Source organism: Peribacillus sp. NPDC097224, from assembly GCF_044761985.1.
GTDB lineage: Bacteria > Bacillota > Bacilli > Bacillales > DSM-1321 > Peribacillus.
In genome coordinates this window covers 84,822-108,194 of record NZ_JBIWDK010000007.1, presented here as the reverse complement: position 1 = coordinate 108,194, position 23,373 = coordinate 84,822, and the positions used below count along the sequence as shown (strand labels likewise).

At 39.4% G+C, this 23,373-nt stretch carries 22 protein-coding genes and 2 pseudogenes; 7 read left to right on the top strand and 17 right to left on the bottom strand.

All coding sequences use genetic code 11. From position 1 onward, the window contains the following. Positions 1–62: 62 nt before the first annotated feature. On the bottom strand, positions 63–584 hold the full coding sequence (locus tag ACIQXR_RS14440; protein ID WP_402873456.1) for a GNAT family N-acetyltransferase: 522 nt from the start codon (positions 582–584) through the stop codon (positions 63–65). A gap of 66 nt (positions 585–650) precedes the next feature. After that, positions 651–1,214, bottom strand: a complete 564-nt coding sequence (locus tag ACIQXR_RS14435) for a group-specific protein (protein WP_402873453.1) — start codon at positions 1,212–1,214, stop codon at positions 651–653. Between the two features lie 321 nt (positions 1,215–1,535). Between ACIQXR_RS14435 and ACIQXR_RS14430 the strand changes: the two genes are divergently transcribed. Then, the gene (locus ACIQXR_RS14430) at positions 1,536–1,961 is read left to right on the top strand and encodes a type 1 periplasmic-binding domain-containing protein (RefSeq protein ID WP_402873451.1); all 426 of its coding nucleotides are present in this window, start codon (positions 1,536–1,538) and stop codon (positions 1,959–1,961) included. Between the two features lie 102 nt (positions 1,962–2,063). Here the strand turns inward: ACIQXR_RS14430 and ACIQXR_RS14425 are convergent. The 6 genes and pseudogenes from ACIQXR_RS14425 to ACIQXR_RS14400 all read right to left on the bottom strand — a co-directional run. Further along, positions 2,064–2,611, bottom strand: a pseudogene (locus ACIQXR_RS14425) (IS1595 family transposase); the annotation flags it as partial. Positions 2,612–2,703: 92 nt separating this feature from the next. Next, positions 2,704–3,024 (bottom strand): hypothetical protein, encoded by a 321-nt coding sequence (locus ACIQXR_RS14420; protein WP_403080222.1) that lies wholly within the window; start codon positions 3,022–3,024, stop codon positions 2,704–2,706. Between the two features lie 400 nt (positions 3,025–3,424). After that, entirely contained in the window at positions 3,425–3,880 is a 456-nt protein-coding gene (locus ACIQXR_RS14415) for a GNAT family N-acetyltransferase (RefSeq protein WP_402873445.1), read from the bottom strand. Between the two features lie 253 nt (positions 3,881–4,133). Next, the gene (locus tag ACIQXR_RS14410; RefSeq protein WP_402873443.1) at positions 4,134–4,385 is read right to left on the bottom strand and encodes a hypothetical protein; all 252 of its coding nucleotides are present in this window, start codon (positions 4,383–4,385) and stop codon (positions 4,134–4,136) included. Positions 4,386–4,923: 538 nt separating this feature from the next. Next, positions 4,924–5,865 carry an aldo/keto reductase gene (locus ACIQXR_RS14405; protein WP_402873919.1) on the bottom strand — a complete coding sequence of 314 codons (942 nt, stop codon included), beginning with the start codon at positions 5,863–5,865 and terminating at the stop codon, positions 4,924–4,926. 80 nt (positions 5,866–5,945) lie between these two features. Next, a complete protein-coding gene (locus tag ACIQXR_RS14400; protein WP_402873440.1) occupies positions 5,946–6,773 on the bottom strand; it encodes an SDR family NAD(P)-dependent oxidoreductase in 828 nt (275 codons plus the stop codon). A 262-nt stretch (positions 6,774–7,035) separates the two neighbouring features. Here ACIQXR_RS14400 and ACIQXR_RS14395 point away from each other — a divergent pair, with 262 nt between their 5' ends. The 4 genes and pseudogenes from ACIQXR_RS14395 to ACIQXR_RS14380 all read left to right on the top strand — a co-directional run. Next, entirely contained in the window at positions 7,036–7,593 is a 558-nt protein-coding gene (locus ACIQXR_RS14395) for a TetR/AcrR family transcriptional regulator (RefSeq protein WP_402873438.1), read from the top strand. A 556-nt stretch (positions 7,594–8,149) separates the two neighbouring features. Then, complete coding sequence (locus tag ACIQXR_RS14390) at positions 8,150–9,160, top strand: AraC family transcriptional regulator (RefSeq protein WP_402873435.1); 1,011 nt, start codon at positions 8,150–8,152, stop codon at positions 9,158–9,160. Between the two features lie 51 nt (positions 9,161–9,211). Then, positions 9,212–10,006, top strand: coding sequence for an SDR family NAD(P)-dependent oxidoreductase (locus ACIQXR_RS14385; protein WP_402873432.1), 795 nt, complete (start codon positions 9,212–9,214; stop codon positions 10,004–10,006). Between the two features lie 101 nt (positions 10,007–10,107). Then, a pseudogene (locus ACIQXR_RS14380) lies at positions 10,108–10,349 on the top strand (transposase-like zinc-binding domain-containing protein); the annotation flags it as partial. A gap of 121 nt (positions 10,350–10,470) precedes the next feature. Here the strand turns inward: ACIQXR_RS14380 and ACIQXR_RS14375 are convergent. The 7 genes from ACIQXR_RS14375 to ACIQXR_RS14345 form a co-directional block, all read right to left on the bottom strand. Continuing rightward, the gene (locus tag ACIQXR_RS14375) at positions 10,471–11,121 is read right to left on the bottom strand and encodes a class I SAM-dependent methyltransferase (protein WP_402873916.1); all 651 of its coding nucleotides are present in this window, start codon (positions 11,119–11,121) and stop codon (positions 10,471–10,473) included. Between the two features lie 240 nt (positions 11,122–11,361). Then, the gene (locus tag ACIQXR_RS14370) at positions 11,362–11,853 is read right to left on the bottom strand and encodes a DUF2975 domain-containing protein (RefSeq protein ID WP_402873429.1); all 492 of its coding nucleotides are present in this window, start codon (positions 11,851–11,853) and stop codon (positions 11,362–11,364) included. Between the two features lie 177 nt (positions 11,854–12,030). Further along, positions 12,031–12,489 (bottom strand): GNAT family N-acetyltransferase, encoded by a 459-nt coding sequence (locus ACIQXR_RS14365; RefSeq protein ID WP_402873426.1) that lies wholly within the window; start codon positions 12,487–12,489, stop codon positions 12,031–12,033. A 595-nt stretch (positions 12,490–13,084) separates the two neighbouring features. After that, positions 13,085–13,870 carry a DUF4839 domain-containing protein gene (locus tag ACIQXR_RS14360; protein WP_402873423.1) on the bottom strand — a complete coding sequence of 262 codons (786 nt, stop codon included), beginning with the start codon at positions 13,868–13,870 and terminating at the stop codon, positions 13,085–13,087. 429 nt (positions 13,871–14,299) lie between these two features. Next, complete coding sequence (gene gucD / locus ACIQXR_RS14355) at positions 14,300–15,766, bottom strand: alpha-ketoglutaric semialdehyde dehydrogenase GucD (RefSeq protein ID WP_402873419.1); 1,467 nt, start codon at positions 15,764–15,766, stop codon at positions 14,300–14,302. 116 nt (positions 15,767–15,882) lie between these two features. Continuing rightward, complete coding sequence (locus tag ACIQXR_RS14350) at positions 15,883–16,776, bottom strand: fumarylacetoacetate hydrolase family protein (protein ID WP_402873416.1); 894 nt, start codon at positions 16,774–16,776, stop codon at positions 15,883–15,885. Positions 16,777–16,849: 73 nt separating this feature from the next. Further along, positions 16,850–17,617: an IclR family transcriptional regulator gene (locus ACIQXR_RS14345; protein ID WP_402873413.1), complete on the bottom strand. Its 768-nt coding sequence runs from the start codon at positions 17,615–17,617 to the stop codon at positions 16,850–16,852. Positions 17,618–18,097: 480 nt separating this feature from the next. Between ACIQXR_RS14345 and ACIQXR_RS14340 the strand changes: the two genes are divergently transcribed. Together ACIQXR_RS14340 and ACIQXR_RS14335 are read left to right on the top strand one after the other, a co-directional pair. Further along, the gene (locus ACIQXR_RS14340; RefSeq protein WP_402873411.1) at positions 18,098–20,086 is read left to right on the top strand and encodes a YjhG/YagF family D-xylonate dehydratase; all 1,989 of its coding nucleotides are present in this window, start codon (positions 18,098–18,100) and stop codon (positions 20,084–20,086) included. Positions 20,087–20,274: 188 nt separating this feature from the next. Next, a complete protein-coding gene (locus ACIQXR_RS14335; protein ID WP_402873409.1) occupies positions 20,275–21,717 on the top strand; it encodes a GntP family permease in 1,443 nt (480 codons plus the stop codon). Positions 21,718–21,814: 97 nt separating this feature from the next. Here ACIQXR_RS14335 and ACIQXR_RS14330 read toward each other — a convergent pair whose 3' ends face one another. Together ACIQXR_RS14330 and ACIQXR_RS14325 are read right to left on the bottom strand one after the other, a co-directional pair. Continuing rightward, positions 21,815–22,330 (bottom strand): cupin domain-containing protein, encoded by a 516-nt coding sequence (locus tag ACIQXR_RS14330; protein WP_402873406.1) that lies wholly within the window; start codon positions 22,328–22,330, stop codon positions 21,815–21,817. 90 nt (positions 22,331–22,420) lie between these two features. Next, positions 22,421–23,275, bottom strand: a complete 855-nt coding sequence (locus ACIQXR_RS14325) for a DUF6843 domain-containing protein (RefSeq protein WP_402873403.1) — start codon at positions 23,273–23,275, stop codon at positions 22,421–22,423. Positions 23,276–23,373: the final 98 nt, after the last annotated feature.

The window sequence follows — 23,373 nt, the reverse complement described above, 5'->3', positions numbered from 1 at the left end:
CGGAATGTACTTAGTTTTCCTATCACTCTATTTGTTGGAAGGTATTGATCCAACTAAAGTGGTCAGAACTTAGATAAGACTTGGTTAAGGTTATTCCACTCGTATATCAAAAGATTCATTTCAGCACCTGCGATTGTTATTTTTTCTGATTTAAGTAGGTTTGCATCATAATACTCATAGAAATAACGGGTATTATTATCTTCCAATACTTCAACAAATACTCTATTGAAACCAAGTGCTTGAAATTGAAGAAAAAGCTGTTTCAATAGTTGCTTTCCAATCCCTTTTCCTTGATACTCTTCAAGGAGATAAATAGAAGTTAAATCACCAGATTCAGTGACAGTATTCTTTTCTTTTTTACCGCAATCGGCAAAGCCTACGATTTCTCCTTCATTATTTTCTGCTACAAAGACATAATTTCCTTCTTTAGAAATATTACGGATCCACAAGTCAGTCCGCTGATCATATGATAATTTCTTTAAAAGTTCATCTGGAATGATGTTTTTATAAGTAGATCTCCAACTATCAACGTGTACCTTCGCAATATCTATCGCATCTGCTAATGTTGCTCTTCTTATAACCATTGAATTCACCTCTTATGAAAATATAAAGATCAAAGTATATATTTCATTTCCTCACCAAAAGGCGATTCATTTTAATTGGTTCCAAGATATAATCTCCACATTATTTATTTCAACCTCTCCCAGACTTAATAAATGGGGAATGTATGGAAAGAGACCAAATCTGTTACCCTTTTCATTTTCAGTTTTGTAATATTCTACTGATGCAGCGGGTATTTCTTTAAGTTCTTTATAAGTCTCAATGTTCAATAGCTTAATTTCATCTTCTTCAATATCTTCCGCTGGACCTTTATATTTCTCTTTTGTGTATAGATATATAGCATTTCTATTATGTGTTAGTCTTTCAATGGGGATTTTAAAAAAATTTTGTTCTTCTTTAGTTTTTATTCCTAAGCTTGTGAGAGCTTCATAAACAAAGTAAGGATGTAGAGGTAGAAAATGAAGGACATCATTCCATAAACAATTAAGTTTTGGAATTTGTTTTGTTAGCAATTTTGGTCTCTCAGGGTGATCCAAATACTTTCTCCTATATTTCTCATACAAATGAGGAAAGGTTTTACCTAATGCATGTAATGGTATAAGTTTGTCGCCAATCATCTCTTTAGGAACCATATGATATATATATTCTTGCATTGTGCACCTCCACTTTTAATTACACTTCAACAAAAGACCCATATTCTCCTCCTAATTTAAACAATCGATTCTGCCACATTCGTTACACAAAGAAAAAAGGAGCTGATGATCAGCTCCTCAGGCTGTCGACAAAGTCGATTAGACAGCCCCTTCTTCTATTCCTATTCTTCTATTCTAATAGAGATGGTCTTTGTTCTTGGCTCTTTTCTAAATGATTGTTGCTAATGGATAACAAAGGGATTGGAAAATTTTCCAGAAACAATAGTATAATAGTTCTTGGTAGGATAATTATTGCAGTAATTGAATTTGGAGGTGATGAGAATGAATTGCAAATTAATATTTACAATCTTGACATCTATTTTCATAACTTTAGCATTAACAGGCTGTCAATCCGAAAAGGAAAATGGAATGTTGATGGTTGATGTCAGCGATATAAAAGAAATCGCTATTTCCAAATCGACTGCTTTTGGAAAACTTAACAATGAATTCTTTGTAACTTTTGAAGACTCGAAAGAATTGGATACTTTAAAAAACGCCTTCATAACTGCTAAACAAGAGAAGGACAAGCTGGAAGGTGTGAATTATGATTTACTCATTACAGACTATAAAGGCGACAATTGGTTGTTACAATGTTATTTAGGCGAAGAGGGAGAACAAAGTGCATTTTTCTATATCGGTCACGAAGACAGAGTATATTTCACATCCAAAGAAATAACGCAGGAATTGAGAGAAATTATAAAGCAATAAATCTCAGAAAGACAGACCATCGTGAATATAACTTTGAAATTTGTAAGAAATGCGATATGTTTTGCACTCTAAAAGTAAAGTTATCGCCATAGAGGGAGTGTTTTACACACTTTTTCTAATACTTTCAACGGTTGTATAGTTCACACGTTTACAGGAAGCTATAGCAAATTCTTCACACGTTCTTGAAAAGGCATTTTCTTATTAAGTTCAAGGTAACGATGCCAGAAAAGGTAATTATCAAGATATTTAGTGGCTACTCCTTGAAATCTATCCATCCATTTTTTTAAGCGTTTATGATACCCATTAACGTGTTGAATATGGTAAATGCCCTTATTTTTGTACTGTTTTTTACTAACGTTGATTGCTTCGTGTTGCAACTTTTTCATTGTTGCAAACTTCTTATAGTTTGTGGCTGTATCAGTGCATAACAAAGCAGAGGAGTCTATATGTTTTCCTAACACCGAGTCTAATTCAATAGCCGTTATACGTCCTAATCCTGCTGTTTGAGAAAGAATTTGACCATTTCTATCGTGTGCAACTACTACACAAATTTGTTCTTTGGAAATTCCCCGTTTTTTAGCGACACCACCCCGTTTACGAGGTTTCCTGTGATGGATATGTTTTTTGCCTTTGTCACTCTCCAAACCAAACCATTGCCATTAGGAACACTCCGATTCAGTCTTTTATTCTACTATACAGTATGTCCTTCTTAGCAACAATCTATACGAAAACAGCCTTGTTCTTAATTCACCTCTTTGGTTTCCACTTCTTCTCCCGTACTATAACCACTAACCCAATACCCTTTTTCATCGCCATAATTAACATATACATTGTATTTTTCCAATGTAGTTTTGTCATAACCATTTACGCTGACAGTGCCTCCGCCTATAGCAGATGTAAATTCGATACTTTCAGGTTTAAATACTATATCTTTTTCTTCTTTTAAATAATTAATAGCTGCTTCATTTGCTTTTTCTGTGATTTCTTTTTTATCTTCTCCGCAACCGGTCATTAAAAATACCACTCCCAAAACTAAAAGTAATTTAATTACAATTTTATACAAGCCATCCCCTCGTTTTCTTTGCGTCCATATCAAAGCATTGTTAAAATTATTATAGTTTAAAATTTGGGAGTGAATACTAATTAAAAGAATATCAACAGCTTTTTGAAAAAGGGGTTTGTCTACACTCTGAAAGGCATTCAAAGGATACTTTTACTTTTTATTCAATTGATCAATCAAGAATAACCCCTTCACCAAATGTTCTTGATTAGACGAATCATCATTCTTGATGCCTTCTTAACTAAAGCCCCCGTTAGTATAAGTACATTAATTCACAAACTTAGTCGCTCTAGCATACATAATTCATTTCCTTCATTTCAGAAATGCTGCCCGTTTGTCCAATAAGAGCTTTAAAAGAGCGTTAATCCTTCTTCTTGGATCAACGCCCCCAAATGAAAATTAACTAAAGAGCCATTACGTAAATTTGACAAGGATTCCACTCATCCCAAAGGGTAGGCAAACATTCAAATTCTTTAAACCCAAGATTCTTATAGAAGGCTATTGTTCTATCATAATTTTCATAGCACCCTTCTTTTACTGTTTTTACTTGCATATATAAGTAACCTTGTTCCTTAGAATACTCATAACAATATTGGAATAGTTGCTTACCTATTTTTTTCCTATGAAATTCTTTTAGCACTCCCATAACATATATTTCAACAGTATAGGGGCTTGTCTCTTTCAATACAGCAAACCCTCTTGTTTTTTCATCTTCAATATCGGCCCAAAAAGGCATATCCTTGCTGTAACGTATATATTCGTCCGTGCTTTCTGGGAGTCCAAACCAATCTGGTAGATCACACAATATATTTCTTGCTATTTTTTCTTTGTGTTCTTTATCATTGATAAGACATATCATAAAATTCCCCCTGTTTTATCCTCGCTACTTCCTAATTTACCCCAGTCGATTCTTCACACCGTAACTCCTCAATTAACAGAAAATTAACATTCCATTATTTATTATAAAAAAAAAGTGGAAAATTACGCAAAGTTTATTTCCTTTAATTACCTAAAAAATACCACTAACCTGCCCCTTTTCTACAATAAGAAGTTCAACAGAAAAGGGCATTAATCCTTCTAAGATCAATGCCCTATTAGCACAATAAGAAAAATCATTTTGCTTCTTTTAGGATTTTTTCAATTCGGTCAAGTTGTTTTTTAATCTCCTGTATATCTGTTTCTTCCCTTTTGAATTTTTGTTCAGCTATTTTGCCATTAGCTAGATAACGATTAGCAATCTTTACGACATATACAATGAAGACAATGAGTACAACTAGTACCGCTAAAAGAACAAATGGTAGAACAGCTGTAAAAACCTCTACAAACGCTGATGTCTCCACCTCTGGCTCGATGGTTTTCTCCACTTAGTTATCACTCCTTTAAATAGTATAGTTCTGCATTGTTTTGAGCTATCCTGCCCCGTTAGTTGAAGTGTAACATTTCACAAGCAAAACAATCTTACGAAAAATCAACCCTTACCTTTAACATAGCTTTTTTATTAAAGGATATTGCGATGTTGCAACGGATCCTGCATCATTCTCACCCTTCTGTCACTTTGCGTTATATCGGCGTTACCGAAGAAGAAACGAATAACGTGTTGAAAAAATTCAGTGTCTTTCGTTAAGATTTACTAGGTTCAACAAACACATTTTTTGGCCGAGAGTTGAAAAAAAACTGTGAATTAATACGTAAAGCAACAAACCTGTAAACAAAATAACGTCATTAAGATAGTTGGAATAATGACGATATTATTCTTTCTCACGATGATCCTATTATCAATACTTCGGAGCTGCCTCTACAGTAATTGGGACTCATCTTGAACTTGATTGTAAAAATCAAAAAAACTCCTATATAGGAGTTTTTTTGATACTCAATGTTAGCGTGTGAATGGCTACTGTAAATTTAGAAACGCCCACCGGCAGCGAGGCCTTTTGGAGAGATACGTTCAATTTCTTCGAAATCCGCTGGAGTAAGTTGAACCTGTAGAGCGCCAAGATTCTCCTTCACCCGGTCTATTCGCGTTGTACCAGGGATTGGCGTAATGAAGTCTCCTTGAGCGAGCAGCCACGCCAATGCAAGTTGAGCAGATGTACACATTTTTTTTGAAGCCATCTCTTCTATCAGCCCTGCGACTTCCACATTTTTAATGAAGTTATCGCCTTGGAACCGCTCATAATTTCGCCTATAATCATCCTCAGCCAAATCCTCAAACTTTTTAATTTGTCCTGTCAGGAACCCCCGTCCCAGTGGGCTATAAGGTACAAAACCAATTCCTAATTCTTTGAGAACCGGAAGTACTTCATCTTCCACTTCTCTACTCCATAAAGAATACTCCGTTTCCACTGCCGTAATGGGATGAACGGTGTGCGCACGACGGATGATATCAGCAGGTGCTTCAGAAAGACCGATAAAGCGAATTTTCCCCTCCTTAACCAAGTCGGCCATCGTTCCAATCGTTTCTTCAATAGGGGTATTCGGATCGTAGCGATGTTGATAATAAAGGTCAATGTAATCCAATCCGAGATGGTATAAGCTAGCATCCACGGATTTTTTAATATACGCCCGATCACCTTTGGGCCCCTGGGTATGTGTTATACCAAATTTCGTGGCGATCACCGCTTTATCCCTTCTATCCTTAAGCGCCCGACCTACCAACTTCTCGTTTTCTCCGAATCGTTGCTGTGCAAATTCACCATAAATATCAGCTGTGTCAAACATGGTGACACCGCTATCCAGCGCTTCCTGAATCACGCGAACCGATTCCTCATTATTCGGCATCATCATGGTTCCAAGACCTAAAGCTGAAACCTCTAACCCCTCGCGTCCAAGCGTCCTTTTTTGTATAGCTTCCGACCTCATCTATTCTACCTCCTAGAAATAATATTGATGGCATTCATTTTTTGGGATTCCACTTGCCCCACCTCTTATTTAGACTTATCCGAAGCTGGTATTGAAGCCGCAGCCTTAGATGACGCAGGACGCGTCAGTCGCTCGGTCATGATGGCCGTAAATTTTCGTGTGAGAAAGCGAGCGCTTTGAGCCATCCAATAATTGGAGGTACCATCTATGATATAGCTTCGTCCTTTCTCAATCCCTCGGAAGCCAGCTTTCACAACTGACTCGGGAGTGCCTTTAATTCCTCCTGGCATTTCCGTTGTGCCAATCACATCGAAAAATTCTGTCTTGGTTGTTCCCGGGCATAATGCAAGGACTCGCACCCCAAGATGGCGATTTTCTGCAAAGATTGACTCAGTGAACGAAAGAACAAACGCTTTGGTAGCTGCATAAGTAGCCATATATGGGATGGACTGAAAGGAGCCAAGGGAAGCTATATTTACAACAATTCCATTCTTTTGCTGCTGCATGTAGGGCAAAAATTGATGGGTAATATCCACGAGGGCAGCAATATTTAGGTTAATCATTTCCTGTTCGCGCTCACTTGAAATCTCCTCGAAACGCCCGTGGGTACCGAAACCTGCATTATTGATCAAAATGTTCACGTTTAGGCCAAGCTCTTCAATTTGTTTAGCCAACAGACGTGTCGCGCCTGTTTTGGATAAATCAGCTGGTATAGCATACGCCCTAATGCCGTATGTGGATGATAATTCCTTCGCCAGCGTCTCCAATTTGTCCTTCGATCGCGCTACCACAATCACATGACAGCCCTTAGCTGCCAGTTCCGTAGCGTATGCCTTGCCGATCCCTGCAGAAGCACCGGTAACCAGTGCCACCTTTCCTTTATAATCGACCATGTTAGAGCCTCCTGGTTAGAATTTGAGTTTCTGTGTTACTTATCACTTGGAATGGAATATTTATTCTACTCTACTGTATGTATTTTCCATGAAAAAGTCAATAAAATTAGCATAAATATTCTAAATAAATAGATTCATACGTTTTTCAGCAAATTTTAAACATAATGATCATGTTTATTTGGAATTTTCATTCGCTTAATTGACATGTTAGTAATCAAATTGTATGATTGAATAGAATATTTATTCCTTAGCGAGGTGCATAATGAGTAAACGTGAAGACATTTTGTCTGCAACCCTTGATTTAATTACAGAAGAGGGCTTGCAGTCCGTTACCTTTTCGAAAATTTTCAAGAGGGCAAATGTGGGTTCTAGCACCTTTTATAATTATTATAAAAACAAAGAGGAACTGGTTAGTGAGCTCTTTGAGAATGCTCGTACTCATATGGGAGAATCAGTTATGATTGGGTATGATCCCAGTCAGACTGTTTATGAAAGATTAAAAGGTATTTTAAAAAGCACGGCGGATTATGCGCTCAACTATCCCAAAGAACTTTCATTTATTGAGAACTATTGCCAGTCACCCTATATCTCCGAAGAAGTGAGGAACAGGCTAGATCCCTCAGCCATCGAAATTTTCTCAATCATTGAACAGGGTCAAAAACAGGGTATGATCCGTGAAATGGACATCATATTATGTTGCCAACTCGTGACTGGAATGATTAACTCTGTCATACAAGGCTATTTAGCAGGAAAATATTCTCTTGATGAATATCAAATTCAGCAGACGCTTGAAGCTTGCTGGAAAGCAATTAAGATTTAGTGAAAGACAATTTAGGTAGTAATTCCAAAACAAGTGCCTAAAAAGTGATTCTCAAGATCCATTTCATAACAAGTGGTCCAGCGCCAGATTTTCCTGCTGAAAACCACCGAGGATGTTATTCCAAAGAAGCTTACTACCCCTAAAGCAATTGGTAAAATTACATCTAAAAAGATAGATAAAAATAGAGGTGATTTCTCTTAGCTTAGAGAAATCACCTCTATTTTCCATTTTATTGTATCAGCATGAGTTTTATGACGTAAAGTTGGCAGTAACCCTATAAGAACGAAACCACCTCACGAAAAATAACCCTAGACGGTAACATAGCTTTTAAAAAGATAATTGTGATGTACTTCGCTTGATTAAACCTGTTTCGATAGTTGGCTTGCATGGAACCACGCATCGCCATTTGGCGCAATCGGCAAGTAACTTGTCTCTCTTTACTAGTTACAGAGAGACATGGGACAGGTAATATATAACTGTCCCACCAATTAGATAGATTATAAGCACAATTAATCTAGTGAATGTTTACATAGATAAAAGAAAGAAGGCTCATAGTATGACACCTCCGACTCGAATTAAGATTCCGGCAGGATTTTGGGAAGGATTACGCCAACTAGGAATAACCGCCAACGACGTAGTTCAACAAGCACAACTGCCACTCACCATCCTTACTGCACCAGTTGTCCCCACCGCCCAATACTTAGCAATCTGGCAGGCTTATTCCGATATCATGGATGACACTGCCAAGGGGATCATCAAGCTCGCGACCGTCTTCGAACCTGCTCAATATCCACCGTCCGTCTTAGCGACGTATCACGCTCGTGACTACCGCGACGCTCTCAAACGAATGGCCCGATACAAACAACTTTGTCCCCCCGAAATTTTGCGCATAAACGAGGAAGATGAACACTGCACAATTGAACTGGATTGGTTGAATACCGAGCAATCCGGTCCGCCCTTGCTAGTTGGGATCACGCTGGCATTTCTTCTGGAGCTAGGGCGTCGGGGAACAGGCCAACCCTTGATGGCAAGTTCTGTAGAATTCACGCAACCGATGGGCGATGTACAGGCACTTGAAGCTTACTTCGGTTGCCCGATACAGATCGGTGCAAATGGTAATCGGTTGACGCTACATCGAAGAGACCTGGACCGTCCCTTTGTCTCGTACAACGCAGATTTGTTGGAGATCCTGACTCCCGTTCTGGACCGATCGTTGGGTGAGCATCAACGTATCACCCCCATTACAGAGATCGTGAAGTGGATCATAAAGCGCAGTCTAACAGGAGGGCGCCCCGACATACAGACGATCGCGAAGGAGATGGGGATGAGCGATCGTACTCTACAGCGCCGGCTTACTGATGAGGGCAGGAGCTTCAAGCACCTCTTGGCAGAAGTCCGTCAAGAGCAGGCACGAATGTATTTAACCGACATCTCGCTCGATATTAAAGAAGTGGCCTTCCTGATGGGATATGAGGACCAAAACTCGTTCTACCGCGCCTTCCGCCAATGGGAAGGTGTTACTCCATCCCATTGGCGCACTGAACATTTAGGTACACAGACTCAATAAATGGATGGGCCTTAATAGTGAGTTTTTTCATATAAAAAGGGGAAATGTATGATGGATATGGGATTAAACAACAAAACAGCTCTAGTTACAGGATCAACAAAGGGCATAGGTAAAGCAATTGCCATAGAACTGGCCAGAGAAGGCGTGAATGTACTAATCAATGGAAGAAATTTTGAAGATGTAGAGCGTACGGTTAATGAAATCAAATCGGATTTCCCAAATACCTTTCCTCGAAATGCTACAGCAGATATTGTGGAAATTCAACAAAGAGAAGCTTTATTCAAGGAATATCCCACTATTGATATTTTGGTTAACAGTATGGGTATTTATGAAGTGATGGACTATGAGGACGTGGACGATGAAGTATGGGAAATATACTTTCGCACCAACGTTCTTGCTGCAAATGGGTTATCTAAATTCTATTTACCCAAAATGCTGAAAAATAATGATGGTCGCATTATCTTTATTGCGAGTGAAGAAGCCATTATGCCTTCGGGACAAATGCCACAGTATTGCATGACAAAATCAATGCTATTGTCCTTGTCAAAAAGCTTATCGAAATTAACAATTGGAACAGAAGTTACAGTAAATACAATCTTACCGGGGCCATCACTCTCAGAAAATGTGCAGCAAATCATTGACGGTATCTACTCTGATGAAGATATGACGTTTTCAGAAAAGGAGAAAGAGTTCATGACTACAAACCTACCCCAATCTGAAATACAGCGATTTATCAAGCCAAGTGAAATAGGCCGACTAACTGCATTTGTATGTAGTCCTTATGCCTCCTCCTTTAAAGGTTCTCCAATCCGTATGGATGGGGGAATGGTACCGACTATCTTTTAACGCTTCCTTTCAATTTAGATGGGGGGATGCGGGGCAGAAGCATTCCAAAAGGTCTTCGGGATGGCAGTCTCGACAGTTCTGTTACGCTCCTTTTCCTTTAAATGGTGATGGCTTGGCACGATGTTTATAAAGACTTTAATTCCCTTACAAAAAAGAGCAGTTGGAGCTATTTAGAGCACTTCAACAAGACTTGTTCCCTGAACCGAAATCCGATATATCAAAAATGGTAGAAGAAGTTCGGGAAACACGGTTTTCAAAGGGATTAGCTTGTCTTCACTGCGGAAGTATGTCCTTTAAACGTAATGGTAAATATCACTCTCGCCAACGCTATCTCTTTAAAGAAAAATATGCTGATTAGCTCCTGGTAATGAATTAAGGATACTTTTTTACATTCTAAATGCCATCAAATGATGCCATTTTTCAAGAACTACACAGTTATTAGTGTTAGAAGAATGATAACTTTTTCAAGACTTTTGTGACATTATTTCTAATGTACTATGGAAATGAGGATGACCGTGCGAAATGTCCATAGAGTAGGACTGAGACAAGCTTATCGTTTTATAATCGGTAAAAAAGCTTTCTAACTCACTTCTTGTAAAATAATGAAGAAACATATTTGAACTTGTATTATAAAACGTATGCTCTGCTAATTGCTCATACTTCTCTAGAGCTTTTTTTCTACCTGGTTCTTTATCATCAAAGGCATTAATATATACCAACCCATTTTTAATCAGCCCATTTTTCACCTTTTCGATAATAATTTTAATATCCTTATCAGGAAAAAAATTAAGTACATTAGAAAGTATAATTAAAGAATATTTATTTGGTTCAATCTCAAAAGAAGTAATATCTTGAACTTTAGCGTTAATATTCAGATTTTGCTCTTTCGAAAGTTCCAAACAACGTTCTACTGCTGTTTCAGAAATATCGATACCCTCAACAGCAAATCCCTTTTTAGCGAAAAAAAGGGCATTCCGTCCTTCTCCCATACCTAAGTCTAAAACCTCTCCGTTTTCAGGAAGCAACTCAACATATTGAGATAAGATACTATTAGGATTGAATCCCCATAAAATATCGACATTTTTATATTCTTTCTCCCATATATTTTGTTTCATTTTTGGCACCCTGCATTTAACCTCCCAAGTAATCCCAAAATATTATTACCTTTATGATACCATAAATTCCATATTACTCCTTTCACTATCCTACCTTGTTAGTTAAAAGTATAACGTCTCACAAACAATATTACCTTTACGAAAAACAACCTTTATCTTTAACACCGCCTTTTATTAAAAAGGCCTTATTCAATAGCAACAATCTTTTAGAAAAGAGCCTATTTATTATTGCCACATCACTCACCTCAGTAAGTCGTTCTCTGATTTTATCTCGATGGCCTCTTGTAGAAGTCTTTGAAGAAGAGCCGCAAAGACAGCAATCACCATCGGCGCAAAAATCATCACCATTCCAACTAGGATAAGACCCGGTGCATCATCATTCTCCGCTAAGATAAAGACAAATGGTAAGCCGATTACATAAAGACCACTGATTATGAGGGCACAGTTTTTGATTTTCTTTAGAGCTCTTACAGATAACTCCGAGAAAGCTTGGTTCTTGTCAATATAACGCAAAAGGGTAAACGATTGATAAAGAGCGAAGTAGAATGGAATGACTGACAGATACATCACTACTAGAATTCCATATACCACATAGGCCAAGTCCCATCCTCGATTTGCTGCTTCATTGGCTTCATTCGCAATCTGAGGCAACACAAATAGGCACAAAGCAAGAACTGGAGTGCCAATGAAAATCACAGCCACCTTCAAAAAGAGTGTCGAACTTCGTTTCATAGAAAAGCACCTCATTTGTTTTAATGTCCATTGAACCTAACACGATTTTTATCGTAAAACAAAGGCAGAAACGTTGATTTAACAACATTTCTGCCTCTTGAAAATCCACTGGAATAAGATTATACAGCCCCTCTATACCTTTGATTACCTCTACTCATTATTACCCTTAAAAAAACGTTAAAGTTGTACAAGCATTTTAAAGTCTTTGTGTTTTCTTCCGCCCGCTTCATATTCTATTACTTCTTTTCTTTCAAAACCAAATTGTTCATATAATGCAATTGCAATTTGATTATCGACAGAAGCACTTGTATAAAGTGGTACATGACCATATTTATTAATAAAAAACTCTATAAACCTTTGTATGACCATTTTCCCTATTCCTTTGTTTTGATCGTTCACATCAATCATAAATCTGCTCATTGACCATCCGTTAAGTTCATAATCAAAATCATATAAAATAAAACCAACCATTTTATTATCACAATAAACCCCTAATGGGTATAGATCTGGTTCATATGCACTTTGTACTAATGAAAAAATATTAGGGGCGACAAAGTTCTCCTGTTCTTTATGTAAGCGAAGTTCTATGCACTCGTTATAATTTGATTGATCAATTACCTTAAACTCAATATTCATCTGGACCTCCCAGGAATCTTTTTATTTTTTAGGCTATGTTAAAGGTAATGGTGATTTAATAATGCTCAAAAAAATGAGCAGGAAAATGTATCTCCAAGCTCATTTTATTTATTACAGGTATAAATCCCGATTCTTACTAAGCAAGGCTTTGATTGAAGTATTTTTTTATCTTAACTTTGAGTAGTAAATGTCTTTTTAAACCTTCTGTACTCGATAAAAAGCAATAATAAAAATCCGCATAACACACCAAAAGGAGCTGAATAGGTAACAGGCCCACCAATAAAGATAAAACTTGAAATAAATCCCGCTATAAATAATAACGCAAAAAATAATATTTCCCATTTTCCCTTTATAAAAAAGGCTCTAACATACATTGAATTCACCTACTGTCTTATTGTTTTTGGCTTTTTTATTCAACTAATCTGCCCCGTTATTTCTATAAGAAATACGGTATGTAAACAATGAAAAGAGATAACAATATTCATCTTCTTTTTTCAGAAGGTGAGTATCTATATCTTTAGATTTTTGTAAAGTGAATGCCAAAGTTGACTCAAATGATATCTTATTAACCTATAAAGCTACGTGTTAAAGATATTTATCTCATTTTGATAGAAACTGGTTTGAGTAGAAAAAGACCAGTATTTTCATCAAATTCTCCAACCGTAGCAATGATACGAATATTAAGACCTACTCCAAAAGGATCAGGGATATTATCTCCTGTAAGATGTAAATCATAATAATTAACATCTTTAAATTGGAATTGAGGTCCTGAGAAAGTTGTTGTACTATAATCTCCAGCAAAAATTAAATAATTAAATCTTGTTTCATTATTTCCGTGTTTACTCACATTAGCGGTATTCCCATCAAACTCAATGGTTCTTCCAGCATACTTCTGAGCAAATTCTTTAAAAAGAGGACTAGACTCGTCTTTTGTGCTAAGTATTTCCGCTAATTCTTTGTTGCTATCTACTGTTAAGATTTCTTCTTCCGTCTTTTCCGCACTTGAATTATCTTTTACCTCAGATTCTGCTACACTCTCAGTTTCTTCTTTTTTGAATGTGTGATACTTAATAATGACTTCTGTATCCGAAGATACCCATTCATCTGGAGAATAATCAACATCGCCACCAACAGATACTTCTTCAACCTCTTCATCTTTTGTTAGCCACCCTGTAATTAAATCCTCCAGTTTTTCTGTTTTAATATTCGTGAAACCTTGTTCTTCAAAATCATTAATAACATCTTGGTGATTTCTACCTTCTTGGATACTTGAACCTGACGGCGTTTTTGCTTCACCTTCATGTTCATTCGAATTTCCACCACATCCCGCTAATGCAATAACAAAAATACAGGCAATAAGAACACTAACTAATTTCTTCATTTTTGACTATCCTCCAATTAACATATTTATCGCCCATTTAAGATTGTATTAATTAACCTTTATATAAAAATAATGATGAATTTACATCAAAATGAAGCTATAAATGCAATTAACCAAACTAATAAAGTGGAGAGTTTGCTTACCACCAATTATTACAAACTTATAGAATTCAGACAATCCTTTATATTCCAGATAATGGACCAATTATTGAATGAAGGTCAAACAGCAGTCTTCAGCTATCCTGCCCCGTTAGTTGAAGTGTAACATTTCACAAGCAATACCACCTTACTAAAAATCAACCCTTACCTTTAACATAGACTAACGAAAAAAAGGCAAGCCCAAAAGTCATTGTCTGACTTTTGGGGCTTACCCTTTCTAAGAAATTATGAATTTCGAGGATCCATTCATTTAATCAGACCCTATTTTCATTCATGCCTTTACGAATACGGTCTTAATAGACGTGTAAAACTCTTTTGCCGCTTCCCCCTGCTCACGGGAATGGGAACTGGATTGTTTCATCCCCCCGAATGGGGCTTGTAGTTCAACTCCAGCTGATTCGGCGTTAATCCGTACGAGACCAGCATCCATCTCATTAATGAAGGAAAGCATGTGACCGATATTTTTGGTGAAAATAGAAGCACTTAGCCCAAACTTCACGTCGTTTGCAATGTGTACTGCTTCTTCCAACGTCTCCACTTTAATCAGGGCAAGCACGGGTCCGAAGATTTCCTCTTGGGCAATCGTCATGCTGTTACTAACGTTTTCGAAGACAGCGGGTTCCATAAAGAATCCATCGGCTAATTCCCCATCCTCTATCCGTTTACCACCATGAATCAATGTTGCGCCTTCTTCGATTCCTTTCCTAACGTAGGATAGGGCTGTATTAAGCTGATTCTCACTTGCACATGGACCCATCCATACATCTTCATTCAAGCCATTGCCAATTTTTATTTCCTTTATCTTCTCGATCAGTTTATCTTTAAACGCCTCATACACTTCACTTTGGACGATTACCCGGCTTGTGGCCGTACATTTCTGACCTGTGGAACGGAGACCTCCGCTAATCGTTGCTTCTACGGCCTGTGTTAAATCGGCGTCATTGGCCACGATGACCGGGTTCTTCCCGCCCATTTCCAACTGATATTTGGCACCACGCTTGAAAGCCCCCAGTCCAATCGTTTTACCGACCGAATCAGATCCCGTGAATGTAACCGCATGGATATCCGGGTGATCGGTAATCGCCTGACCAATGACAGACCCCGGTCCCGTTACCATATTGACCGTCCCTACCGGAAGCCCTGCCTCGTCAAAACATTCTATTACCTTGGCGGCGGTTACGGCCGCTTCTTGAGCTGGTTTCAGAATAACCGCATTTCCATAGATGAGTGCCGGCGCCATTTTCCAGATAGGGATGGCCACTGGGAAATTCCAAGGCGTGATCACACCTACAACTCCTAGGGGAACACGAGTGGTGAACATCAGGGCTTCGGAATCCGATGGAGGAATCACATCACCCACCTTCCTCATTCCCTCTCCTGCATAATAACGTAGGATGGCGACACCCCTAGCTGTTTCCCCTTTCGCTTCGGGGAGCGTTTTTCCCATTTCACGCGTCATCGTTTCCGCAATTTCATCGATACGTCGCTCGATTGCATTCGCGGCCTTATACAAAAACTCCCCACGGGCAGCACCGGATAGTTTCTTCCAATACACTTGTGCTTTCTTCGCGGCAAGCACCGCATCATCCAAGTCTTCTTTCCCAGACTGCTGAACATACCCGACAACTTCATGACGATTGGCTGGATTGATACTCGTATCGACCTTTTGAATAGAAGCCGATACCCATTTACCATTGATATAGTTTAAATACGTTTTTTCATCCGTTTTTACGTTCATCATATATACCCCCATATTCCTTGTAATGGTTTAATCGCGAAACAAATTGAATGAATAGTAAGTTTATTATCATTGCATAAGGTTTTTTTACAAAATCAGTACACCATCTGCTTTACTCAGACTAAAATGTTCTTCGGCAGCTTTACATTATTTTTCAAGACACCAATGCCAGAGACTTCAATTTCAATCCGGTCTCCATCCAATAAGGTAAAGTCATTTTCCGGAATGATGCACGTTCCCGTCAACAATACAGTGCCGTCAAAAATTTGATTGTCGCGAATGAGGAACGAGACTAATTCATGATATTTTCTTTTTAACTGGCTGGTATTCGCCTGTCCCTCTACTTTAAGCTCGTCATTCCGGTAGATTCTACAGGTGATGTCGAAATCATAAGGATCTTTCACGGACTCGGCAAGGAGGATGGCTGGCCCGATGGAACAGGAGTTTTTCCACATTTTCGCTTGTGGGAGATAAAGAGGGTTCTCTCCTTCAATGTCACGACAGCTCATGTCATTCCCAATCGTATATCCAAGAATGCCACCTTCCCGGTCGATGACAAGGCCCAATTCTGGCTCGGGGATCTGCCAATTGGAGTCACTGCGTAAATAAACGTCCTTCCCTGGGCCGACTGTACGGGCAGCCGTGGACTTAAAGAAAATTTCCGGACGTTCCGCCTCATAGATCTTGTCATAGAAAGTAGTGGCATCAAGCCTTCCATCTGTCGCTTCATAGTTACGGGCATCGCGGCTACGCTCATATGTAACGCCAGACGCCCATACTTCTTCCGCTACAATCGGAACGAGTAGTGATAAATCTTCTAATGATTGTTGAATAGGCATTGATGTAGAAAGGAAATTTTCTATGAAAGAGAGTGGGGATACTTGTTGTTCGTTTGCCTGTTGGATTAGTTCAATCAAGCCTTCTTGAGGAAGGGGATATACTTCTCCCCCATTGGTTACAGCTGCTAGCGTTGCATTTGAGTGCTCATTGATATATCGGATAATCCGCATTAAATAGCCTCCTTTTGTTTTATAATATAAAACACGGTTTCTATATATAGACAAAAGAGAAGGGAACCACCTTCTATGAAATTGGTATCCCATTCCCCATTTGCTCTGATAATTCTAAGGCCGCCTGTTTCAGTTGTTCGATGAAAATGTCTAACTGAGAATCATTTATGCGACCAACGAGTGTAGAAAGACTAATCGCTGCAATAACCTTATTCTCATGATTTCGAATAGGCGCTGCAATACAGCGAACGCCAGGCTCATTTTCCTGGTTATCGATGGCGTACCCTTGAGATCGAACTTGTTCAAGCTCACGCATGAATGTAGATTCATCCGTAATGGTAAGCTCCGTTTGTTTTAAATAGACATATTCATGTAGAATTTTTTTAATTTCTTCCGGATCTTTAAAGGCGATTAACGCTTTACCGACAGCGGAGCAGTGAAGTGGAATTCGTTTTCCTATTTTTGAATAAAGAATAACGGCCATTGGGCCTTCCACTTTATCAATATATACCCCTTCTTTTCCGTCCAATATAACCAAGTGGGTTGTCTGTCCGGTTTTCGCCGATAAATCCATTAAGTATTTTTTTGATAAATCTCTAACGTCCAAAGACTGTATGACATAGTTCCCTCTTTCAAAAAGCTTCATTCCCAATCCATACTTCCCATTCTCAGGATTCTGGCTGATATAGCCATGATTTAAAAGCGTTTTCAATAAAGAATGGATGGTACTCTTGTGAAGTCCCATTTGATTACTGATATCTGTTATCTTCAATTCTGTTGTATGTTCGTCAAACAAATCGAGAATGCGAAGAGCGCGATCTACTGATTGAATAACAGGCATGATTGTCACCTACTTGTTTTAAATTATGAAACTTGGTTTTATAATGACAAAATTTTCTCATAATTCAATATAATACTAGATTTTTTGAAAAGTCAAGAAGCAATATTACTTACATGGAATTTTTTTCGACCCATAAATAATTGGATTGAATCCATTTATGTACCTACGTAAAATTATGATGATCCGGATTATTCTTCAGATGACCCCTCCTGGATTACGTCATTATTATCTAGGTAAAACTTCTTATAAATATACGGTTTTTACCTACGAAAAAATTAATTGACTTTTCAGAAAATATATGATTACTTTAGATTACATCATAAGTTTTTTATAGATGAACGTTGTTTTATATTATAAAACAAAAGGAGGTTTCTCAGAGAACTTCGAAGATAAATATAGATTTGTAGGGAATGAATTGCCGGAATATTGCGTGATTTACTTGCGATGAAAGCGAAAATCTAATTGCGGAGGTTTATATATATGTCATTTCAATCAATATTTGGCGATGAGGATGTCTCTCTTTACAAAATTCAAACGCATGCAAAAGGGGCAGATGGTTCCCTCCCCCTTACTTCCGAAATGTTGTTAGAATCACCAAGTGGTGACCTTTTTGGATTATCCCAAAATGTTGGAATGGGATGGTCAGCTTCAAACCTCCTTGGAAAACAAGTGCTCATCCTTGGTACTCAAGGCGGAATTAGGGATCATGATGGTACGCCTATTGCATTAGGCTATCATACCGGCCATTGGGAAATCGGTCTATTAATGAAGGCGGCAGCCGAAGAGATCAGTAAACAAGGCGGCGTTCCCTTTGCAGGATTCGTAAGTGACCCATGTGATGGCCGTACTCAAGGAACGACCGGGATGTTTGATTCCCTTCCGTATCGAAACGATGCAGCCATCGTTTATCGAAGATTAATCCGATCATTGCCTACGGGTCGGGCAGTTATTGGAGTGGCAACATGTGATAAAGGTCTTCCAGCCATGATGGTCGCTTTAGCATCCATGCACGACTTGCCAACTGTCATCGTCCCTGGAGGTGTGACACTTCCACCTACCAATGGAGAAGATGCAGGAAAGATCCAAACCATCGGGGCACGATACGCAAACAACGAAATCACGTTGCAAGAAGCTGCCGACCTTGGTTGCCGTGCGTGTGCAACACCAGGCGGAGGCTGTCAATTCCTTGGAACAGCCGGAACCTCCCAAGTCGTGGCAGAAGCCCTTGGCATGGCACTACCTCACTCGGCACTAGCCCCATCAGGTCAACCAGTATGGGTGGAGATGGCAAAGCAATCAGCACGTGCAGCCTTAGAATTGGAGAAGAAGAAAATATCCACCAAGGATATTATTACGGATAAAGCAATCGAAAATGCGATGGTGATTCACGCAGCTTTCGGAGGTTCCACAAACTTATTACTTCATATTCCAGCCATTGCCCATGCAGCTAAATGCAAGTTACCAACTGTTGAAGATTGGACCAGGATCAACAAGAAAGTCCCCCGCTTAGTCGATGTACTGCCAAATGGTCCGACTGGCCATACGACGGTCAAGGTATTCCTGGCAGGCGGAGTTCCAGAAGTTATGCTTCATTTAAGAAAACTAGGTGTCTTGCATGAAGATGTACTAACCGTTACCGGCGAAACCCTTGGTGCCAACCTCGATTGGTGGGAACAATCAGAACGACGGGTTATGATGAAGAAACAATTGTTGGAAAATGATGGGATCAACCCTGATGACGTGATCATGGACCCAGCCATAGCAAAAGAAAAAGGGCTTACGTCCACCGTGACCTTCCCGAAAGGAAATATTGCTCCTGAAGGATCCGTCATTAAATCCACGTCCATCGATCCATCCGTGGTGGGAGAAGATGGAGTATATCGCCATACAGGAAAAGCCAAAGTGTTCACTTCAGAAAAGTCCGCTATAAAAGCGATTAAAACAGGAGGCATACAAGCCGGAGATGTAATGGTCGTTATGGGCGGCGGTCCTTCAGGAACGGGCATGGAGGAAACCTATCAACTAACATCGGCCTTAAAACATCTGTCTTACGGAAAACATGTCTCCTTGATTACGGATGCACGTTTTTCTGGTGTCTCTACTGGCGCATGTATTGGACACATTGGACCCGAGGCCTTGTCTGGCGGAGCAATCGGAAAATTACGTGATGGAGATATCATTGAAATCATCGTCGACCGCAATCAATTAGCGGGTTCCGTTAATTTCGTCGGTACCGAGAATGAAAGACTTTCTATAGAGGAGGCCACTACAGTCTTGGAAGCACGTGACCTTCACCCGGAGCTTAGACCGGATCCCAAACTTCCAGATGATACTCGTTTATGGGCTGCACTTCAATCAGTGAGTGGAGGAACTTGGCGTGGGAATATCTATGATACCGATCGAATCATCGAAGTTCTAAAAGCCGGAGTAAAAGCATTGGGTGAAGAAAAAACGCTCGTTCAGAATTGATGAATTACAGTGGGTAGAATATGGCGACCACTTTCAGAATGAAAATGAAAGCGTTTTCTATATAATTTTTAAACTACCCACTTTTTATAACTAGTAAACAAAATAGCATAAGCCATCCTAGAGTTACGAACGATTGTAGTAAGTTTGAGCAAACCGAAATATTTTCATTATTTTATGGGAGGTTTATTATGCCATTACTTATAGTAGCGTTTGGGATTATCCTGTTGCTCATTTTGATTACTGGATTCAAGTTAAATACATTCGTTTCATTGATTGTTGTATCTTTTGTCGTCTCTTTAGCGCTAGGGACGCCTTTAAAGGAAATTGTTACAACCATTGAAGGTGGATTAGGCGGTACACTTGGTCATATCGCTTTAATATTTGGGCTTGGTGCCATGCTTGGTCGATTAATTGCCGATGCAGGGGGAGCCCAGCGTATTGCCATGACCTTAATTAACAAATTTGGCGAGGATAAAATTCAATGGGCTGTTGTCGTTGCTTCTTTTATCGTCGGGATCGCCCTATTCTTTGAAGTAGGATTGGTGTTATTGATTCCGATTGTATTCACCATGGCCAAAGAACTGAAAGTTTCGATTCTACACCTAGGTATTCCCATGGCTGCAGCCTTATTAGCCACGCATAGTTTCTTACCCCCGCATCCAGGTCCAACCGTCATAGCTGGTGAATATGGTGCAGATATTGGATTGGTTTTACTTTATGGGATCATCGTCGCCATACCGACCGTCATCCTTGCAGGTCCCCTATATACGAAGTTTGCTAAAAAAATTGTTCCGGATGCATTCCAGAAAACGGGTAATATCGCTTCTTTGGGCGAACAAAAAACATTCAAGCTGGAAGAAACGCCTGGTTTCGGAATAAGTGTTTTGACTGCCATGTTCCCTGTCTTATTAATGGCCATAGCTACCATCCTTGATATGGTTCAAAAATCAGTAGGATTTGAGGATAATACATTAATAGAAATCGTTCGTCTTGTAGGAAACGCTTCGACTGCCATGTTATTATCTTTATTTCTTGCCTTCTATACAATGGGAATCGCAAGAAAGACTCCAATCAGGGATGTGATGGCTTCCTGTACCTCATCCATTGCCGCAATCGGGATGATGCTCTTGATCATTGGAGGCGGCGGTGCCTTCAAGCAAGTACTCATCACTGGGGGTGTAGGAGATTACGTAGCCGAATTATTTACAGGCAGTGCCATGTCACCGATCATCCTTGCCTGGTTAGTTGCTGCCATATTACGGGTTTCTTTAGGATCAGCCACAGTTGCCGCCATTTCCACGGCAGGATTAGTCATCCCCATCCTGGCTCAATACGATGTGAATCTAGCCTTGGTAACGCTCGCAACGGGAGCAGGAAGTTCCATTTGCTCACATGTGAATGACGCGGGATTTTGGATGATTAAAGAATACTTTGGACTAAGCATGAAAGAAACATTCTCAACATGGACCGTACTATCCACTATCACTTCTTTATCAGGATTAGGATTCATTTTATTATTAAATACGTCCTTCACTCTCGCAGGAATCATCATTGTTCTCATTATCATCGGGGCCGTGTATTTCAGTATGACGGACCGGCCTAAAGACAAACGGAACACGGTCGGAGTATAAAGACGTAAAAAGTCTATATAGTGATAAAGAGAAGTGGATCTCCTACTAGTGTGTAGAGGATCCACTTCTCTTTTTTATCGTGTGTAAGACCGCTCAATCATTTAGGGATCTCTTCATAAGCCAGCTTCATGATTACTTCCCTATGTTGCGGATATTTCGACAATAGCTCTTCTTGAGTGAACAACTCGAAGTCCTGGAACTCAAAACCGGGCGAGACCATGCATCCAACTAATGAGAACGTATCCTCATCCATGACGGAAGATCCGAAGATGGAGTTTTTCGGGACCAACACTTGTGGGACTTCCCCTTCGTCCAGGTTAATCCCCAGCTTACGTTCTTTGTAGTCCCCATTCTCATCAATCACATGAATCGTTAAAGGGCTTCCCGCATGGTAATACCATAATTCATCGGATTTCAAACGATGTAGATGGGAAATGTCTTTCGAGCCCAATAGAAAGAAGATACTTGTATATAGCTTTCTCTTTCCTTCAAACTCTACCGATAACTCCTGATCTGAAGTCTGCTCCTCGGATTCAAATGTCCGTTTATAAAACCCACCCTCTGGATGTGGTTCCATCCCGAGCTTGGTCACATAATAGTTCGCATCGTTCATAAGAAAAAACCTCCAAGGGAAAAAGTCCGCTCAATAGTAAGGACGGCGGTGTTGATCTGATCATATATCAAAGCGTCCCTATATTTCAATCTAGTATGCAAGCTTATCCAATCCTTCTTCATCGATAATTTGGTCTACCGACATGCCACGGGGCATATCGGGTGGGAATGCATTTTCACCAAACGTATCACCACATTGTGTCTGTGTGACAAAAAAGTAGGAACTGGAGTATTCATATTCTTCGTTCCCGCCATCAGAACCTCCACTATGGATGCAGCTATCATCAATCTTCTCTTTATTTCCTTCTGCATCTACATAATAATATTGATTATTGATTATGCCTTCGCTTTCAGGAAATGGACTGAGTGTGTAGCCTTTATCATTGATTCGGTACACATCAAAGCCTTCACTTTTTTCAGGCGGTGGCGCGTCTTCGATATTGTATACCACCCTCACTTCCCCCTCATACCCTTTTGGAATGAGGAACAATTCATTGGTTTGCTCTTCAAACAATGAATTCGGGATTAACATCGATCCCCATGCAGCTAAAGAGAATAGAAGTACGGTAGATAGCGCATTCATGAAGATCATCTTGTTGGCTGTCTTTAGCCCTCTATCGTTTCCTCTCGCTCTCTGCCATTCTTCTGAAAGAAAGAAGAGCAAAGAGCAGACAACCGCAAAGACTCCTAGATCTCGTAAAACGATGAAGGATAAAAACCCAAAAACCGAATAGATCAAAGAAGCCAAAACAAAACGATATCTTCCAGCCTTTCTCGTGACAAAATCCGATAAAAACGAAACCGGTAGCCCGTAGACTGCACATCCGATGAAAGCATAGATCAATACGGGTATAACCATCCAAGGTTCAAATAGAAGAAAGAACCCACCGAGGATAACGCTGACAACTATGACCGATTTAATTTTTCTACTGATTATATGCTGCATTTCATTTCTCCTTTGGTTTACACTTGTTTCTTGAGTCTTAGTTCCCCATAATTTTCTATTTAACTATAAATCCACCATACACTATATTCCAATAAAAA

Excerpts from the sequence above, each read along its gene's own strand:
- ACIQXR_RS14440 (WP_402873456.1), bottom strand. The coding sequence starts at position 584 with ATGGTTATAAGAAGAGCAACATTAGCAGATGCGATAGATATTGCGAAG.
- ACIQXR_RS14435 (WP_402873453.1), bottom strand. The coding sequence starts at position 1,214 with ATGCAAGAATATATATATCATATGGTTCCTAAAGAGATGATTGGCGAC.
- ACIQXR_RS14430 (WP_402873451.1), top strand. The coding sequence starts at position 1,536 with ATGAATTGCAAATTAATATTTACAATCTTGACATCTATTTTCATAACT.
- ACIQXR_RS14415 (WP_402873445.1), bottom strand. The coding sequence starts at position 3,880 with ATGATATGTCTTATCAATGATAAAGAACACAAAGAAAAAATAGCAAGA.
- ACIQXR_RS14400 (WP_402873440.1), bottom strand. The coding sequence starts at position 6,773 with ATGGTCGATTATAAAGGAAAGGTGGCACTGGTTACCGGTGCTTCTGCA.
- ACIQXR_RS14395 (WP_402873438.1), top strand. The coding sequence starts at position 7,036 with ATGAGTAAACGTGAAGACATTTTGTCTGCAACCCTTGATTTAATTACA.
- ACIQXR_RS14390 (WP_402873435.1), top strand. The coding sequence starts at position 8,150 with ATGACACCTCCGACTCGAATTAAGATTCCGGCAGGATTTTGGGAAGGA.
- ACIQXR_RS14385 (WP_402873432.1), top strand. The coding sequence starts at position 9,212 with ATGGATATGGGATTAAACAACAAAACAGCTCTAGTTACAGGATCAACA.
- ACIQXR_RS14375 (WP_402873916.1), bottom strand. The coding sequence starts at position 11,121 with ATGAAACAAAATATATGGGAGAAAGAATATAAAAATGTCGATATTTTA.
- ACIQXR_RS14370 (WP_402873429.1), bottom strand. The coding sequence starts at position 11,853 with ATGAAACGAAGTTCGACACTCTTTTTGAAGGTGGCTGTGATTTTCATT.
- ACIQXR_RS14365 (WP_402873426.1), bottom strand. The coding sequence starts at position 12,489 with ATGAATATTGAGTTTAAGGTAATTGATCAATCAAATTATAACGAGTGC.
- ACIQXR_RS14360 (WP_402873423.1), bottom strand. The coding sequence starts at position 13,870 with ATGAAGAAATTAGTTAGTGTTCTTATTGCCTGTATTTTTGTTATTGCA.
- gucD (WP_402873419.1), bottom strand. The coding sequence starts at position 15,766 with ATGAACGTAAAAACGGATGAAAAAACGTATTTAAACTATATCAATGGT.
- ACIQXR_RS14350 (WP_402873416.1), bottom strand. The coding sequence starts at position 16,776 with ATGCGGATTATCCGATATATCAATGAGCACTCAAATGCAACGCTAGCA.
- ACIQXR_RS14345 (WP_402873413.1), bottom strand. The coding sequence starts at position 17,617 with ATGCCTGTTATTCAATCAGTAGATCGCGCTCTTCGCATTCTCGATTTG.
- ACIQXR_RS14340 (WP_402873411.1), top strand. The coding sequence starts at position 18,098 with ATGTCATTTCAATCAATATTTGGCGATGAGGATGTCTCTCTTTACAAA.
- ACIQXR_RS14335 (WP_402873409.1), top strand. The coding sequence starts at position 20,275 with ATGCCATTACTTATAGTAGCGTTTGGGATTATCCTGTTGCTCATTTTG.
- ACIQXR_RS14330 (WP_402873406.1), bottom strand. The coding sequence starts at position 22,330 with ATGAACGATGCGAACTATTATGTGACCAAGCTCGGGATGGAACCACAT.
- ACIQXR_RS14325 (WP_402873403.1), bottom strand. The coding sequence starts at position 23,275 with ATGCAGCATATAATCAGTAGAAAAATTAAATCGGTCATAGTTGTCAGC.